Genomic DNA, 17,258 nt, shown 5'->3' on the forward strand with positions numbered 1-17,258 from the left:
CAATATAATATTCTAAAACTTCAAAAGGATGGCTGCACAATCGTGTAACCATCCTTTTAAAATTATAAACTTTTCGCATAGCGGAGTTTCGAAGAAACTCCTAATATGAACCCTTTAGGGTTCATTATTTACATAAAATCCAGCAATGACATCTGGTTAGTATGTGGCATATCTCCCAGAAGTCCCAGTTCAGCCATAGTATCTACTGTCGTGGCACTGACCTTACAACGGTTCTTGAAATCCTCTCTTGACAAAAACTTTCCCTTCTGTGCCTCTGCCTCGATCATCTCCGCTGCGACATTCCCCAGTCCGTCAATCGATGAGAAGGACGGCATCAGCTTGCCGTCAACAATCTGAAAACGGGTCGCCTTCGACTTGTACAGATCAATCTTGACAAATTCAAAGCCGCGGGCATACATTTCCTGCACAATCTTCATATCCTCCAATGTGGACTTCTCTTTATCAGTCAGACTGTCGGAACGCTTGTTGTAATCTGCCATATAATACTCCAGCCGTTCCTTTCCCAGACACATCAGCTCATAGTTAAATGCCGTTGCACGAATACTGAAATAGGCTGCATAATAAGCAAGAGGTCTGTGTACCTTAAACCACGCTACACGCATCGCCATCATAATATAGGCTGCCGCATGGGCTTTCGGGAACATGTACTTAATACGCTGGCATGACTCAATATACCAGTCCGGCACATCACATGCCTTCATATCAGCGATCATACTGTCATCCAGTCCCTTTCCCTTTCGTACACTCTCCATGATCTTGAAGGAACGCTCATTCTCGACCCCCATCCGGATCAGATATGTCATAATATCATCACGGGTACAGATTGCCGTAGACAGAGTACAATATCCCTGCGAGATAAAGTACTCCGCATTGTCCTGCCACACATTGGTTCCATGAGACAGACCGGAGATACGGACCAGATCCGAAAAACTCTTTGGTTTGGTCTGCTCCAGCATGTTCATAACGAAATGGGTACCAAGCTCTGGAAGTCCCAGACTTCCCAGCTTACAGCCCCCGATATCCTCCGGTTTGATGCCAAGTGCCCGCGGCGACTCAAACAGAGACAACACATCCTGATCATCCATACGGATCGCAGCAGCATCCACATCCGTCAGATCCTCCAGCATTCGTATCATGGTTGGATCCTGATGCCCCAGAATATCCAGTTTTAACAGGTTCGAATCAATCTTATGATAATCGAAATGAGTCGTAATGGTTCTTGTCTTCATATCATTGGCAGGATGCTGCACCGGCGTGAAGGTGTAAATCTCCTCTCCTACCGGAAGAACAACGATACCGCCGGGATGCTGTCCTGTTGAGCGGCGCACTCCAACGCAGCCGCTGGCGATCCGTTCAATCTCTGCCGTCCTCTTGGATTCCCCATGCTCTTCATAATACTTCTTTACATATCCGAAGGCCGTCTTCTCCGCCATAGTACCTACTGTTCCGGCACGGAAGGTCTGTCCCGCTCCAAAGATAACCTCGGTATAGTCGTGGGCATTACTCTGATATTCACTGGAGAAGTTCAGGTCAATATCCGGCTCCTTATTTCCCTTAAAGCCCAGGAATGTTTCAAATGGAATATCGTGACCATCCTTTAACAGCATTTCTCCGCACACCGGGCATTTCTTGTCCGGCATATCGCATGCAGAGGAACCGGCATAAGCCTTTACCTCATCAGAATCAAAATCATAATAATGACATTTGCCACAATAGTAATGTGCCGGCAGCGGATTGATCTCACTGATCCCCGCCATGGTCGCAACGAAGGAAGATCCGACTGATCCACGGGAACCTACCAGATAACCATCCTCCACAGACTTCCATACAAGCTTCTGGGCGATAATATACATTACGGCGTATCCATTACTGATAATGGAGTTCAACTCACGCTCCAGACGCTCCGTTACGATTTCCGGCAGATTCTCTCCATACATGGAATGCGCTTTATTATAACAAATATCTCTCAGATCCTGATCGGAATTTTCAATCTCCGGTGGGCATTTTCTCGGACTGCACGGATGAATGTAATCAATCATATCGGCGATCAGGTTTGTATTGGTGATCACGACCTCCTCTGCCTTTGCGGCACCAAGATACTGAAACTCTGACAACATTTCCTCGGTGGTCCGGTAAAAAAGAGGTGCCTGCTGATCTGCATCAGAGAACCCCTTACCCGCCATAATGATCCGGCGGTATACCTCATCCTCCGGATTTAGGAAATGTACATCACAGGTTGCCACAACCGGCTTATGATACTCCTCTCCCAATGCCACGATCCGGCGGTTGATCTCCATCAGATCATTTTCATCCTGAATCTGTGGATATCTGTCATTGTCCCTGATCATAAACTCATCATTGCCCAAAGGCTGGATCTCCAGATAATCATAGAACCGCACCAGACGATCGATCTCCTCGTCCGTCTTGCCCTCCAGAATTCCCCGGTAAAGCTCTCCTGCTTCGCAGGCAGACCCCATGATCAGTCCTTCCTTATATTTCAGATAAAGACTCTTTGGCAGCTTCGGCCGGCGGTTAAAATACTTTAAATGAGACTCAGAAACGAGACGGTACAGGTTGACACGACCAATCTCATTCTTTGCCAGAATGATCGCATGATAAGAAGGAAGCTTCCGGATCACCTCTTCCGTTGGCCTGCCAAACTCATTGAGCTGTGTCAGGGTTGTGATTCCCTTCTCCTCCAATCTCTTGCACAGACGTAAGAAAATCTCCGCTGTCGCCTCAGCATCCTCCACGGCACGATGATGGTTCTCCAGAGAGACACCTAACTCCTTTGCCACATGATCCAGCGTATGCTTTCCCAGATGAGGCAGAAGTGCTCTCGACATGGATACGGTATCCACCACGGTAAAATCAGAATCAAGTCCCTGATCTTTTGATTTCTGATGGATAAATCCCATATCAAAGGATGCATTATGAGCTACCATTACACAGCCCTTACAAAACTCCAAAAACTCCGGCAGGATCTCCGTGATCAGCTTTGCTCCATGCACCATGCTGTCATTGATCCCAGTCAGCTGTTCGATCTTATACGGGATCGGTCTCTGAGGATCCACAAAGACACTGTAACGGTCCACAATGGTCTGATCAACCACCTTGACCGCACCGATCTCGATAATCTCATTATTCTTGGCTCCGATGCCTGTGGTCTCCAGATCAAACACTACAAACGGCGCACTTAAATCCTGCCCTCTGTCATTTTCCACCGTTTCGATGAGATCATCTACCAGATAAGCCTCCACACCATAGATCAGCTTCAGGTCATCATCCGGCTTTAGTGCATGATCGGCATCCGGAAAGGACTGTACCACACCATGATCGGTAATGGCGATTGCCTTATGCCCCCACTTCAAGGCAGTTTTTACATATGCCTTGATATCCATAACAGAATCCATCTCACTCATTTGTGTATGGGCATGAAGCTCTACACGCTTTCTTCCCTCATAATGATCCATACGATACACCCTGGTATCGTGACCCGGTTTCATTCCACGCACAGATCCAATGCTGATCTCATGGCTGAATTTATCTCTGAGAGGCATTCCCTTTACAATCACAAATTCATTTTTCTTGAGCTTACCGCTGTCCTCAATCTCCGCATGCTGCTCCGGCTGCATAAAGATCTTCACTGAAATCGTATCTGTAAAATCTGTAATATTGAACATCAGAAGAATCTTACCGCTACGAAGCTCCTTTGCCTCTACACCGGTAATCATTCCTTCGATCACGACTTCGTCCATCTCATCCTGAATATCCACGATCCTGACGTGATCTCCCTCGCAGTTTCTGCCATAGAAGCATTCCTCATCGATGTTGCCACGGTAACCGCCTTTTTTCTTCCAGCCGCCCCTGCCACCATAGCCGCCATTTCCATAACCGCCACTATTTCCATAGCCACCACCGTTATTGGTGCCAGCATTCCCGCGCCCCTTGGAGCCACCGCTGTTTCCTGCCACCGCTGTCTTCTGCTGTGTACCCGGTACATTATCCTGTCCCGCCTGCATCGCCGCACTGGCAGCAGCTGCCGCAGCCGCTTCCTCATTGGCTTTATTCTCCTCCGGCTTCTTTTTCTTTCCTTCTGCCGCTGCACCATCATCCCACGGCACTTCGCTGTTATGCTCCGGTGCTGCGGCTGTTCCATTTCCATCCGAACCTGCTGCAGGCTTTTGCTGCGGCCGGTGCTCCAGACGCACATATTCATATTCCGGAGAAGGGGCCTCCAGAGTGGAGGCTTCCGTATAATTGATCTCAACTTCAATATGAAATCCTGCCTTGTCTTCAAAAATCTCCTGAAGTCTCCGGGTAAGCTTGTCCTGTCTTGCCCGATACATGGAGTCGTCCTCACATGTCACCGTCAGCATAGAACCGTTCATCTCCGCCTGACCTCTGTAAAGAATATTGAAGTCAAGGATATTATCCTCCTTCAGGATCTCCATAATACTATCCTGATACTCCTTCCAGAAATCCTCAGGACGATACTGTTTTGATAAATTATATCGATCATCTACTCTGACCGAAAATCCCACCGGTCCCATAACCGTTTCCAGATTATGGCGTACCAGACGGATCTCACGATAAGGAATGATATGACTGCTCTTTAGATTGACACACATAAGCTTTTTATTACGATACAGCTGTATCCGGTCTACCATGACATCCGCAAAGAGATTTTTCTGACGGTCTGTCATTTTCATCCCTTCAAAGGTATCCAATAATGTCTGTTCCATTCCTTATCACCTCATACCGATCTATCTTTTACCACAATACCGTCACCTTGTGGCAAAACGGTATTATTTTTCTTTCGCTTTCTGCATCTGAACTAATTCATCATGGAGTGCATTCAAAAGCTGATCCTCCGGAAGTTTTTTTACAACCTCTCCCTTTTTGATCAGAAGACCTTCTCCTTTGCCTCCTGCAATTCCTATGTCTGCTTCTCTCGCCTCTCCCGGTCCATTGACAACACAGCCCATAACAGCAACCTTTACATCAAGATCCATATCACGGACCATATCCTCCACCTTGCCTGCCAGTCCGATCAGATCAATCTGGGTTCTTCCACAGGTAGGACAAGACACAACCGTCACACCACCCTTACGAAGCCCCAATGTCCGAAGGATCAGACGTGCAGACCGGATCTCCTCCTGAGGATCTCCGGTCAGGGAGACACGGATCGTATCACCAATGCCCTGATACAAAATATTTCCCAGACCAATGGCAGATTTGATATTGCCGGACAGAACGGTTCCGGACTCTGTAATCCCCACATGAAGCGGATAATTTGTCTTCTGCGCGATCAGTTCGTGTGCTTTGATACACATCAATACATCAGAGGACTTGATACTGATCACCAGATTATCGTATCCCATATCCTCGATCAGTTTCACCTTGCCAAGAGCACTTCGTACAATCCCCTCTGCAGTTACACCACCATATTCCTGTATGTACTCCTTTTCCAGAGAACCACTGTTGACACCCACGCGGATCGGAATATTCCTCTCCTTTGCCACATCCACCACGGCACGGACACGATCATTATCTCCGATATTGCCCGGATTAATGCGGATCTTGTCTGCTCCATGCTCCATAGCTGCAATCGCCAGCCTGTAGTCAAAATGAATATCCGCCACCAGAGGAATATGGATCTGCTTCTTGATCTGCTCCAGTGCCTCTGCCGCCTCCATCGTCGGCACGGCACACCGGATGATATCGCAGCCCAGATCCTCCAATTTATGAATCTGGGCTACGGTTGCTGCAACATCCTCTGTCTTTGTATTTGTCATAGACTGGATTGCCACCGGATTTCCTCCGCCGATGGCAACGTCTCCGATATGAACTACTTTTGTATGATCTCTGTACATTTTCATCACACCTTTCCCTATTAATGTATAATCTTCCAAATATCATTAAACATGATCAGTACCATCAGAATCATCAGCAAGAAGAAACCGATCACATGAACAAAACCTTCCTTCTCCCGATCCACCGGCTTGCCCCGAACCGCCTCAATCAGGATAAATACAAGTCTTCCACCGTCCAGCGCCGGTAATGGCAGAAGATTCATCACTCCCAGGTTGGCACTTAAAAGCACGGACATATAGAGCATATTGATAATGACTGTCTTTACACCATACTCTACACTCTGGTCAATTACACCACCTACGGCATCCACGATACCAACGACACCGGATACATCATTGCGGGATACTTTTCCCCGCACCAGCTGTCCCAGACTCGCTACGGTAGTCTCAATCCAGTATTTCACCTCTATCACGCTATATTTGAGAACTGCGGCCGGTCCCTTCATCTCATTTTTGGATGCGGCAAAGCCCAGCGTCTTTCCCTCATATGGCTTTGGTGTCACCTGGAAGGTTTTCTCTTCGCCTTTCCGGTCAACGACAAATGTGACCGCTTTGCCTGTTTTATATTTCTCCATAATACGGCTCAGCTCTCCGCTGTTTGTTACCTTCGTCCCATTGACCTCCAGGATCGTATCCTTTTCCTTCACGCCAGCTTTCTTGAAGGCTCCATCATCCGTAACCTCGGAAACCTCCGCCTTTGACTTTTCATCAGAAGGATAACTAAATCCAAACAGATATGTCTTGTAATCCGGATCGATCGAAAGCGTCTTTTCCTTTCCGTCCCGTTCCACTACGACTTTTACCGTATCTTCCGTCAGCGGATGAAGCTGCAGATACGTGGTGATCTCTCTTCCGATGGAGATTTTATGTCCGTTAATACTCCGTACCATATCACCCTCCTGCACTCCGGCAGCCTCTCCCGGCTGTCCCGGCAGCACTTGTACTACCTCCGGCATATCAATGCCGGCGTTCCCAAGAATGATAATGGAGAACACAAATGCCAGAATAAAGTTAAAAAACGGACCTGCAAAGATGACGGAAAATCTTGCCCACACACCTTTGCTATTGAAAGATCCCTCGGATTCATCCTCCGTATCCTCTCCTACCATAGCACAGGAGCCTCCGATCGGAAACAGCTTCCATGAATACTTCGTGATATGAGCCCAGTCCTCTCTCTCCTCAAACAGCTTCTGACTGCAAAACAACTTACAGGTCATTCCCTTGTCTGTCTTGCAAAAGGTGATGATCCTCGGTCCCATTCCCACCGAAAACTCTGTGACCTCCACTCCGTTTTTCTTTGCGAGCAGAAAATGTCCGAACTCATGAACCACCACGATAACGGTAAATATCAACAATGCCGCAACAATATTCATTCCAACAACCAGCCTCTCTTCTCATTATTTATGCGTAATTTCTACATATGTCGAAGTTTCAAAGAAACTCCTGATATAAACTCCTTAGAGTTCTTTTTCTTTTTCAATTTTTGCATATACCTCTGCCTCCACCGCAAGAATCTCATCCAGTGAAGGATTGGAAATCTTATGATGATCATTCATACATTTCTCAATGATCTCAGGAATATCCAGGTAACCGATCTTTCGATCCAAAAACATCGCAACTGCTTTCTCATTGGCAGCATTAAACACCGTCGGCATACTGCCTCCCTGACGTCCCGCCTCATACGCCAAGGCAAGACCACGGAAGGTTTCCGGATCCGGCTTTTCAAAGGTAATATCTGTAAGCCTCGAAAAATCAAGACGCTCTCCCGGCAGATTTCTTCTCTGGGGATATGTCAGCGCATACTGGATCGGAAGCTTCATATCTGGTGTTCCAAGCTGCGCCATCACTGCACCATCTACAAACTCTACCATAGAATGAATCACACTCTGAGGCTGGATTACTACCTGAATGTGATCATAATCCACATCAAACAGCCAGCGGGCTTCCATTACCTCCAGTCCCTTATTGACCATGGTGGAAGAATCAATCGTGATCTTGCGTCCCATAGACCAGTTCGGATGTTTTAATGCATCTTCCACGGTAACGTGAGCAAGCTCTTCCCGCTTTTTTCCCCGGAACGGTCCGCCGGATGCCGTCAGCAGGATCTTACTGATCTCCCCATGATGCTCTCCGTTCAGACACTGAAAGATTGCCGCATGCTCACTGTCTACCGGTGTCAGAAGTACCTGATGCTGTTTAATCATCGGCATTATAATATGTCCCGCTGTCACCAGCGTCTCCTTATTGGCAAAGGCAATGTCCTTGCCATTTTTGATTGCCTCGATCACCGGACGGATTCCGATCATCCCTACCACAGCAGCTACCACCACATCAGCCGATGCCACTGTTGCACAGGCGGTCAGTCCATCCATGCCATACAGCACGGAAACATTCTCGTCTGCTACTCTGCGTGCCAGCTCTCTCGCCTTCTCCTCCCGGTAAATACATACTACCTCCGGATGAAACTTGCGGATCTGCTGCTCCACCAGATCAATATTACTTCCGGCAGCCAATGCCACCACTTTCATATCCTCGTTATTCTCTACAACCTCCAGCGTCTGTGTTCCAATGGAACCTGTAGAGCCCAAAATTGCTAAATGTCTCACTTGGATCCTCCCATTGTAAATAATTCCCTTATCTGACTACAATCATAAGTTGAAATTGTGATTTTCTTCTCTGACTGCCTATAGCAGAATTGCAAGAAGATAAACTAAAGGTGCCGTAAATATAATACTGTCAAAACGGTCCAGAATGCCACCATGACCCGGTATCAGCTTTCCATAATCCTTAATATCATAATTACGCTTAATTGCGGAAGCTGTCAGATCTCCAATCTGGGAGATTACGGAACCAACACCTCCGATCATTGCAAACTGCCACCAGAATTCGGTCTCCTGACGATAAAATGCCAGTGCGAACAGAAAGCCGATCAGGGCAGCACCAATAATCCCGCCCAGACAACCTTCAATGGTCTTATTCGGACTCAGCTTCGATGGCAGTTTATGCTTTCCAAACAGCTTTCCGGCACAATACGCACAGGTATCAGACCCCCAGGAAGCCACAAAGATCAGCCATACTGTCAGGATCCCCCCCTCCAGATAACGTACTTTAAAGATAAAGGACATCATCAGAGTCACATAAACAAGTCCGAAAAACAATAAGGTCATCTGATCCGAATGATATTTTGGATAAGCGATCACATAACACGCCATCATTACCATCAGAGTAAGAATCAGCCATAATATTAAATATTCATAATATCCGTCTAATATGAGAATATCCAGAATCACACTGGATATATATCCAATCACGGCAGGAGGTGTTTTTTGAAGTCCTGCTGCACGATAAAGCTCAAATAACCCGATCAGCGAAATCGCTGTCACTACCCAGAATAGCGGCCATCCGCCGTTTACCATCAGTGCTATGGTGATCGCCACCAGCACGATCCCGCTTGCCAATCTTGTCCAAAACATTACAAATACCTCACCTTTCCGATCACACTAAATTCCTCCGAATCGTCTGTCTCTCGACTGGAAAAACTCAACTGCCTTTTCCAGTTCTTTTTTATTGAAATCCGGCCACAGGGTGTCCGTAAAATAAAACTCTGCATAAGCAAGCTGCCACAACAGATAATTGGATAATCTCTGCTCCCCGCTGGTCCGTATCATCAGATCCGGATCGGGAATCCCTTTGGTATCCAGATATTCAGCAATCTTTTCCTCTGTTACCTCCTCTGCGTGAAGCGAGCCATTCTCAGCATCCTGTACCATATTATGTACTGCTCTGCGCAGCTCATCCCTGCCGCCATAATTGAGGGCAACCTGAAAATGAAGTCCGGTATTGCTTGCCGATACCTCCTCCAGCTCTTTGATCTTTGCCTGCAGATCCGGTTCCAGACGGCTGATGTCACCGATCACACGCACCTGCATATTGTTCTTTTTGCTTGTCTTAATACAATCCTTCAGATAGCTGTGAAGAAGCTTCATCAGGGCATCTACTTCCTCCTGTGGTCTTGACCAGTTTTCTGTGGAAAACGCATACATAGTAACATACTCAATTCCCATATTCCATGCTGCCTCACAGATCTTTTCCACATTTTTGCTGCCGGCGGCATGACCGGCATTTCTTGGGAGCATACGCTTTTTGGCCCATCTGCCGTTTCCGTCCAATATGATTGCCACATGTCTTGGCACTGCTTTATTATTCTCACCCATAGGTCTACGAATCCTTTCTCTTTCTCTTGATATCTATGTCAAAAGACAACTTGATGTAAATTTCTGAACTTAGAAAACACAGGGACAGACAACCGCCTATCCCTGCTGAAAAATCTTATACTGTCATAATTTCCTTTGACTTATCCTCAACCATGCCATCTACCTTTTTGATATAGGTATCTGTGAGCTTCTGGATGTCATCCTGCAATGTCTTCTCCTCATCCTCAGAGATTTCATTTGCTTTCTGCTCCTTCTTGATCGCATCGTTAGCATCACGACGGATATTTCGAATAGCTACCTTCGCATTTTCACCCTTCTTGCGAACATCCTTTACTAACTCCTTACGACGCTCCTCCGTAAGCTCCGGGAAAGTCAGGCGGATTGCCTTACCATCATTGTTTGGTGTCAGTCCGAGATCTGATGTCATAATCGCTTTCTCAATCTCCTTGATCAGGCTTGCCTCCCAAGGCTGAATCACCAGAGTACGTGCCTCTGATACCGAAATGTTTGCCACGCTCTGCAGATTGGACTGTGTACCATAATAATCTACGGTGATCTTGTCCAGCACATGCGGATTGGCACGTCCTGCACGGATCGTTGTATACTCACCGGACAGGCTGTCCAGTGTCTTGTTCATTTTGTCCTCATACTGTTTTAATTCCACGCTCATTGTAATCCTCCATTTAATTATGCTGTCACAAGGGTGCCGTGAGTGGTTCCCTGTACTGTATTAACGATACTGTTTTCCTCATTTAAACCAAAGATCATCATCGGCATATGATTTTCCATGCACAGAACGGCTGCTGCCAGATCAATGACACCAAGTCTCTGGTTGATGACCTCATTGATATCGATCTCATCATACTTTTTGGCATCCGGATTGACTGCCGGATCAGAATCATACACGCCGTCAATAGACTTGCCGGACAGAATAATGTCCGCTTCCATCTCCACTGCTCTCAATACAAGAGCGGTATCTGTTGAGAAGTACGGATGACCGGTACCACCGGCAAAAAATGTTACAACTCCCTGCTCCATGTACTTCACTGCCAAATCCTTTGAGAAGAGCTCGGTAAAGGAGCTGCAGGCAAACGGTGTCAGCACAGCTGTCTGAATCCCGACAGAACGGAATATCTCAGAAACATAAATGCAGTTCATTACGGTAGCAAGTGTACCGATCTGATCTGCTTTGGTGCGGTCGATGTTCTTGCTGGTACGTCCTCTCCAAAAGTTACCGCCACCTGTTACAACACCGATCTGGATTCCCTGATCCACAAGCTCTTTCACCTGTCTGGCAATCTCAAGACAGGTTGCCTCGTCAAAGCCGGTCTTGTTTGGACCGGCAAGGGCTTCACCACTTAATTTTAATAACACTCTCTTATACTTTGCCATAATTTTTGTCCATCCCCATATTATTTATCTTCAAAAAACTCATCCAGGTTCACACCTGCATAGTTCAATGAGCAGTATCCATCTACAACAGCTCCTGTATTGACCTGAATGGATTTCGCCTTGATACTTCCCTGTACAATAGCTGTAGAATCCACGATCACCGGTCCGTTGACATCAATATTTCCCTTGACAGCACCGGCTACTGTTGCGGAAGTACCCTCGATATCTCCGATGACTACAGTGCCGCCGGATATCTCTACGGCACCCTCACTCTTAATATTGCCCTCCAGACGCTTGGTCTGTACCAATACGTCAGAAGCAGACACATTACCGGAAATCGTACCATATACGGAAACTCTGCCGAGACAGTCCACATCACCGGTAATGGTACCCATAACCTCCAGAGATCCCTCGGAAGAAATGCCACCATTGATGGTTGTTCCCTTAGTGATCACGGTCACATCATCGTCATCCGTATCAATCTGCGCTGCCCTGACCTCCGGCTGACTTTCCTCTACAGGAGTCTCCTCCTTGGCTGCCTTCAGGATATCCTCTACAGATAACTCCTCATCAACAGGCTCCGGCTCCTCTTCCTCTCTGGCAGCCTTCAGAATATCCTCCACGGAAAGCTCCTCCTGCTGCTCTTCCGGCTCCTCTGCCGCACTTTCCGGAGCAACCGTTTCTTCTGCCGGCTCCTCCTCTGCTGCACTATCCGCAAACAGACTGTCATCTGCTTTCTCTGCCTTTGTATCATCCGCCAGATCATCACCAAAGATCTGACTGAGTATGTCCTTATCTACATTTGCATCTTCAAATTCACTCATCTTATTAACCATGCCTTTCCTGTACCTGCAAATTTGGGACCGCAGATACAAATATATATGTGAAAATTTATTTTCACACTGTCCCTTGTTCTTTTGCCATTTCTTTTTTCTTTTGTCAGCTCACAGAATCCTTTGATACATGCTGTACCAATGGTGTCTTATCTGTGATCGGCAATATATCATAACCAGCATTTTTCAGCTGTTTGATCAGCTTTGGTAAAGATTCTGCCGTTGCTGTTTTGGTCTGCTCATCATGCATTAGTAATACCACATTACTGCCTGCCGCCTTAACATTTCTCAGGGCATGCTCCACCAGCTGGTCAGCCGTATAGGACTTTCCTGTAGCATCATCATTCTGGGCATTCCAGTCAAAATATGTCAGACCACTTTGATTCAGATAACGGATACATTCCTTCATCGGTACCTTGCTGACAGTATTGCTGCTCCCTCCGGGAAAACGGTAATACTTTGGTCTGACTCCGGTGATCTGATATAAATAATCACTGATCCCTGTCACATCCTTCTCAAAAGATTCCAGATCAGCATACACCGTCCGGTAAACATGTGTATAAGAATGCATTCCCAGAGTATGCCCCTCCGAAACGATCCTCTGATATCTCTTCTGATTGGCCTCCCCTTTCTGGGCAATACAAAAAAATGTTGCCCGGACATTATTGGCTGCCAGCGTATCCAGGATGGAATCCGTATTTGCACTTGGTCCATCATCAAAGGTCAGATAGACATTCGGCTTCTCCGGATCATCATAGAGAGCCGCCTGTATTTTCTCCAGCTCCTTTTGCTTTTCCTGAAGCTCTTTCTGCAGATCGTCAAGCTCCTTCCGGAGATTTTCCCGATCTGTTTTATTCTGCTTCAGCTGCTGTTCCAGCCGGTCGATCTTTCCTCCAAGCGTCTGTACCCGTTTATGATTCCGATAGCCATAAATGCACAATCCCAGGATGATCAGCAGACACACACTAAACAAAATCCGGCGAACCATCATTGCCTGTTTCCGCCTCTGACGCCGTCTTGCACGGATGCGTTCCTCCTGTCGTGTCATTTCGTCCCCCTCTCTCCTATGGAAACAAGACCCATATTGCAAAAGTATAACATATCTTTGCTGTTTCGTCCAGTACACGAGTTGTCATCTATTGATTTAATTCATCCAGTAATTCCCGTCTTCTGGTGCCGATCAAAAGCTCCTGATTATACTGCAGATACCGCTCGCATGGATGCTGCGCAAAAAACTGTACTGCCTCCGTCATTAACGTCAGCTCCGTGACAAACAATATCATCTCCTGTCCGTTCCCAAAGGCATTTTCCATAAAATCAAAGGCTGCCTCGACTGCCTTTTCCCCTTCCTGCTCCAGAAGTTCCAGCTGCTGCCGGCACTGCTCGAAGCCGGCAGCGGCCTCTCCAAAAGCTTCTTTTGCCTCTGCTGCTGCCGGCTGAAACGCTGCCATCTCCCGGACCAGACTCTCCTTTTCCCGAAGAGCGGAATTTTCCTCCAGTTCTGCCCTCCCGGCCTTCTGATTCATTGCTTCCAGCTTTTCCAAAAGCATTTTATATTGCTCCGCCGGTGTCTGATGCGTTTCCTCTTCCTTTAAGGTATGCTGATATTCCTTTAAATAGTCATACCACCGGTCTGTTTTTCTTTTTTGCCGGCATATCTGTCCCAGCCGGCTCTGAAGCGCATCCGTTAAAAGTTCCACAACACTGACCCGCTCATCAAATGCAGCATGAAAAAGTCTCGTATACACCTCCGTCCGGACACATCCTTTGAGAATCTCCGGGATGCCGTAATCATCCTGATATTTATGATACAGCTCCAGATATGCCGCCACATCCTCTGCCACATCGTGATGACGAAGGAATTCATAGACAACTTCCTCCCCTGCCGGAAGTCCCAGCTCCTCATAGGCATAGACAAGCTGGCTGAGATCCTCCCAGCCTCTGGCTGTCACAAACTGCAGACCATCCACATCAGCTTCCACCCGGTAAAAATTCTTTGGGCGAAGCTCCAGATAGCTTAACAGGGCACCGTGTATCCTCTGCTTTCTCGCATACTCCTTCCAGACACCGTAATCCGCTTCCACGTCGATCCGGCGGACGCGGTCCAATGTAACCATATCAAAATCCCGGACGGATTTATTATATTCCGGCGGATTTCCTGCCGCCACGATCACCCATCCCTCCGGCACCTTCTGGTTACCAAACATCTTCCCCTGAAGAAACTGCAGCATGGTCGGTGCCAGTGTTTCTGAAACACAGTTGATCTCATCCACAAAAAGGATTCCCTCCTGCAGACCGGTCTCCTCCATCCTCCGGTATACACTGGCAATGATCTCGCTCATCGTATATTCTGTGACGGAATACGTCTTTCCGTCATAAGAGGTCTCACGGATAAACGGCAGCCCCACAGCACTCTGTCTCGTGTGGTGGGTAATATTGTATGCCACTAATGCAACTTTGCACTCCCGTGCGATCTGTTCCATAATCTGTGTCTTTCCAATTCCCGGAGGCCCCATCAAAAGGATCGGTCTCTGACGGACAGAGGGAATTTTGTAATCTCCCATCTCATCCTTTTTCAGATATGCCTGTACAGTATTTTTTATCTCATTCTTTGCCTCTTTAATATTCATTATAACGAACCTGCCCCTCATCAATTCTCATACGCATCGCCCACGGCGGCACCTTCTCTTCCTCGTAATCCTCCAGAAATAAAAATGCCGTTTTGTAAGGCGGTTTTTCACCGGGATAAACACCCTTTCCATCCGTAAAATACAAAAGACCGCAGAGGTTGTCAAAAGCTCCCTGTTCCAAAAGCTCCTGCACCCGTGTAAAAGCCGGCCGGAAATCCGTGCCGCCTCCACCGTATATTTCAAAATGATCAAACAGACGGTCTAACTCCTCCAGAGAACAGATCACATCCTCCTTTTGTACCGTCTCATCGCACTGCAGCACCCAGACCCTCGCCTTTCGAAAAAAGCTGTCCTGCCCTGCAAGGATCTGAAAGGTCTCCTGCAGAAACCCCTGCACAAGCTCCCCGCTGGTGGAATAACTGGTATCCACAACCACCACAAAATCCTGTATCTTTTTTACCTCACTGCTTTCCACCGGCTCCACCAGAGGCAGATTGCCATAGATTTGCAGCCCATAGGTATAATAGCTTAGATCAAACTCATCGGGATCCAGCTTCAGTTCCTCCCGCATTACAGCAAATTTCTTCAAAAACTCCTGATAGCTTCTTCTGCGCTGTCCGGCTTTCATCTGCTGTCCCAGCAGTCTTTGTCCTTTCTCGCTGTCATCCCCCTGCCGTTTCTGCTCCAGAGAGATCTGATGCGCCGCCTGCTTCCATTGATTTCTCGCAGGCGAAGGCATCGCCTGCCTGTGCTCCTCTTTCGGCCAGTACCGGTGATCATCCGCAAAAAACTCCTGTCCCAGCTTTCGGACCATCTCCTGATCCTTTTCCTGAAGATAACGGTATACCACTGCTGCAGAAATTCCACTGCCCAGCTTCTCTAATTCACCATAAACCTGCTCTCTGGTCCATCCAAGGATGCGCTGTACAGCCGGCTTATCCAGATGGTCGATCACATATTCTACAGCAATATCACAGGCAATATGCCACAGCAGCCGCTCCCTCTGTCCCCCGATCCACAAATGCTGGAACAGACAATGAAGCACACTGTGAAGATAAAGGCGATTCAGATATTTATCATTTTTTTGAAATACCCGGATCAGCTGCTCCGAAGAATAATGAAGCACCTCCCCGTCAGCCGCCAGCGTGGTGATCTGCCGGTCTGCCTGCGGCGTCATGATCTGAAACGCCCTTCCCATATAACGAAGATCCACAAACAAAGCATCTTTGGTGTACGCAAGCACCTTACATGCCATCTGATCCTCCCACTCTGTCTCTGTCATGATATGTTCTTTCATTATATTCCTCTTTTACCATTCCTCAAATGTATACCTTTCTGTTTTCGGTGTTTCCTGAAGCTTTTGTCTTTGAAGTTTCAAGATTTCCGCGGTTCCCTGCACCCACTCCTTCCGGGATGACATTGACGCTGCCATCTGTAATCCTTCCCCGGAAAGTATATTACCGGCTGCAAACTGCCGTAAAGTCTCTATCTCCTGCTCCTCTACCAAAACTGCCGCCAGTACCTCCTGATGCTCCTGCAGATATTCCCGGTATCTCTGTTCCGGTATCTCCTCCAGATCTACAGGATATGCCAGTCTGCTTCCTGCCAAACGACACAATGTTTCTGCACTTTCTTCAGCACAGGCCTGTTCAAATATCTCATCATAATTCCGGAGTGAAACAAGCCCCTCACGAAAACACTGTCTCGCGCGGAATCCCTCTCCCCGGATGCTCATAGCAAAAATGTGGGCAGGTCCGATCTCATCATGATATTCTTCATACTCCGGATAAAACAATCTGCCAACAATCCTCTGCCCCTCCACAAAAAAAACATCCATAGAACACATTCTCTGCGCCAGAAGCTGTTTCAGACCGGTCTCCTGTCTCATATTTCCGGTTATACGGAACCGGTGAAGCAATCTACAGTTCATAAAGGCGTCACTCCCCACTTCGGTAAGATTTATTCCAAAGCAAAGCTCCTGCAGATTTTTACAGTTATAAAAAGCAAGATTTCCAAGTTTTTTTACGGTATCCGGTAATTCCACCTGCTGAAGATATTCTCCGGATAATGACCTTGTTCCATCCGGTCTTTCCGGAGCCTCCCGGACCCTCGCGGAATCCGCGAAGCAGTAATTGCCAATCTCTGTCACCGGATATCCATTGATCTCTCCCGGCACAGCAATAGCGGGAGAATCTCCGTAGCATCGTAAAAGACGTACTCCCCCACTTTCTGCTTCTTCTATATACAAATATAACTGCGTTCTATGAACCATCCATCTCTTAAAGTCCATCT

Annotated in this window: 13 protein-coding genes; all 13 read right to left on the reverse strand. The window is 47.3% G+C overall.

What is annotated here, in order from left to right:
* Positions 1–128: 128 nt before the first annotated feature.
* On the reverse strand, positions 129–4,766 hold the full coding sequence (locus H8704_RS05300) for a PolC-type DNA polymerase III (RefSeq protein ID WP_249297595.1): 4,638 nt from the start codon (positions 4,764–4,766) through the stop codon (positions 129–131).
* 63 nt (positions 4,767–4,829) lie between these two features.
* Entirely contained in the window at positions 4,830–5,897 is a 1,068-nt protein-coding gene (gene ispG, locus H8704_RS05305) for a flavodoxin-dependent (E)-4-hydroxy-3-methylbut-2-enyl-diphosphate synthase (protein WP_022465912.1), read from the reverse strand.
* A 20-nt stretch (positions 5,898–5,917) separates the two neighbouring features.
* Positions 5,918–7,270 (reverse strand): RIP metalloprotease RseP, encoded by a 1,353-nt coding sequence (gene rseP / locus H8704_RS05310; protein ID WP_249297596.1) that lies wholly within the window; start codon positions 7,268–7,270, stop codon positions 5,918–5,920.
* Positions 7,271–7,354: 84 nt separating this feature from the next.
* Entirely contained in the window at positions 7,355–8,503 is a 1,149-nt protein-coding gene (locus H8704_RS05315; protein WP_249297597.1) for a 1-deoxy-D-xylulose-5-phosphate reductoisomerase, read from the reverse strand.
* Between the two features lie 78 nt (positions 8,504–8,581).
* Positions 8,582–9,370, reverse strand: a complete 789-nt coding sequence (locus tag H8704_RS05320; protein ID WP_249297598.1) for a phosphatidate cytidylyltransferase — start codon at positions 9,368–9,370, stop codon at positions 8,582–8,584.
* Positions 9,371–9,397: 27 nt separating this feature from the next.
* A complete protein-coding gene (locus H8704_RS05325) occupies positions 9,398–10,111 on the reverse strand; it encodes an isoprenyl transferase (protein WP_022465908.1) in 714 nt (237 codons plus the stop codon).
* 115 nt (positions 10,112–10,226) lie between these two features.
* A complete protein-coding gene (gene frr, locus H8704_RS05330; RefSeq protein WP_022465907.1) occupies positions 10,227–10,781 on the reverse strand; it encodes a ribosome recycling factor in 555 nt (184 codons plus the stop codon).
* Positions 10,782–10,798: 17 nt separating this feature from the next.
* Complete coding sequence (gene pyrH / locus H8704_RS05335) at positions 10,799–11,503, reverse strand: UMP kinase (protein WP_118677805.1); 705 nt, start codon at positions 11,501–11,503, stop codon at positions 10,799–10,801.
* Between the two features lie 20 nt (positions 11,504–11,523).
* On the reverse strand, positions 11,524–12,327 hold the full coding sequence (locus H8704_RS05340; protein ID WP_249297599.1) for a polymer-forming cytoskeletal protein: 804 nt from the start codon (positions 12,325–12,327) through the stop codon (positions 11,524–11,526).
* A 115-nt stretch (positions 12,328–12,442) separates the two neighbouring features.
* Positions 12,443–13,384 carry a polysaccharide deacetylase family protein gene (locus H8704_RS05345; RefSeq protein WP_249297600.1) on the reverse strand — a complete coding sequence of 314 codons (942 nt, stop codon included), beginning with the start codon at positions 13,382–13,384 and terminating at the stop codon, positions 12,443–12,445.
* Positions 13,385–13,472: 88 nt separating this feature from the next.
* Positions 13,473–14,966: an ATP-binding protein gene (locus H8704_RS05350; RefSeq protein WP_249297601.1), complete on the reverse strand. Its 1,494-nt coding sequence runs from the start codon at positions 14,964–14,966 to the stop codon at positions 13,473–13,475.
* Positions 14,956–16,263 (reverse strand): vWA domain-containing protein, encoded by a 1,308-nt coding sequence (locus H8704_RS05355; RefSeq protein WP_249297602.1) that lies wholly within the window; start codon positions 16,261–16,263, stop codon positions 14,956–14,958. The genes H8704_RS05350 and H8704_RS05355 overlap by 11 nt, the downstream gene beginning before the upstream one ends.
* Before the next feature lie 12 nt (positions 16,264–16,275).
* A complete protein-coding gene (locus H8704_RS05360; RefSeq protein ID WP_249297603.1) occupies positions 16,276–17,256 on the reverse strand; it encodes a leucine-rich repeat domain-containing protein in 981 nt (326 codons plus the stop codon).
* Positions 17,257–17,258 lie beyond the last annotated feature (2 nt).

The sequence above is a fragment of the Jutongia huaianensis genome, assembly GCF_014384985.1.
Classification (GTDB): domain Bacteria; phylum Bacillota; class Clostridia; order Lachnospirales; family Lachnospiraceae; genus Jutongia; species Jutongia huaianensis.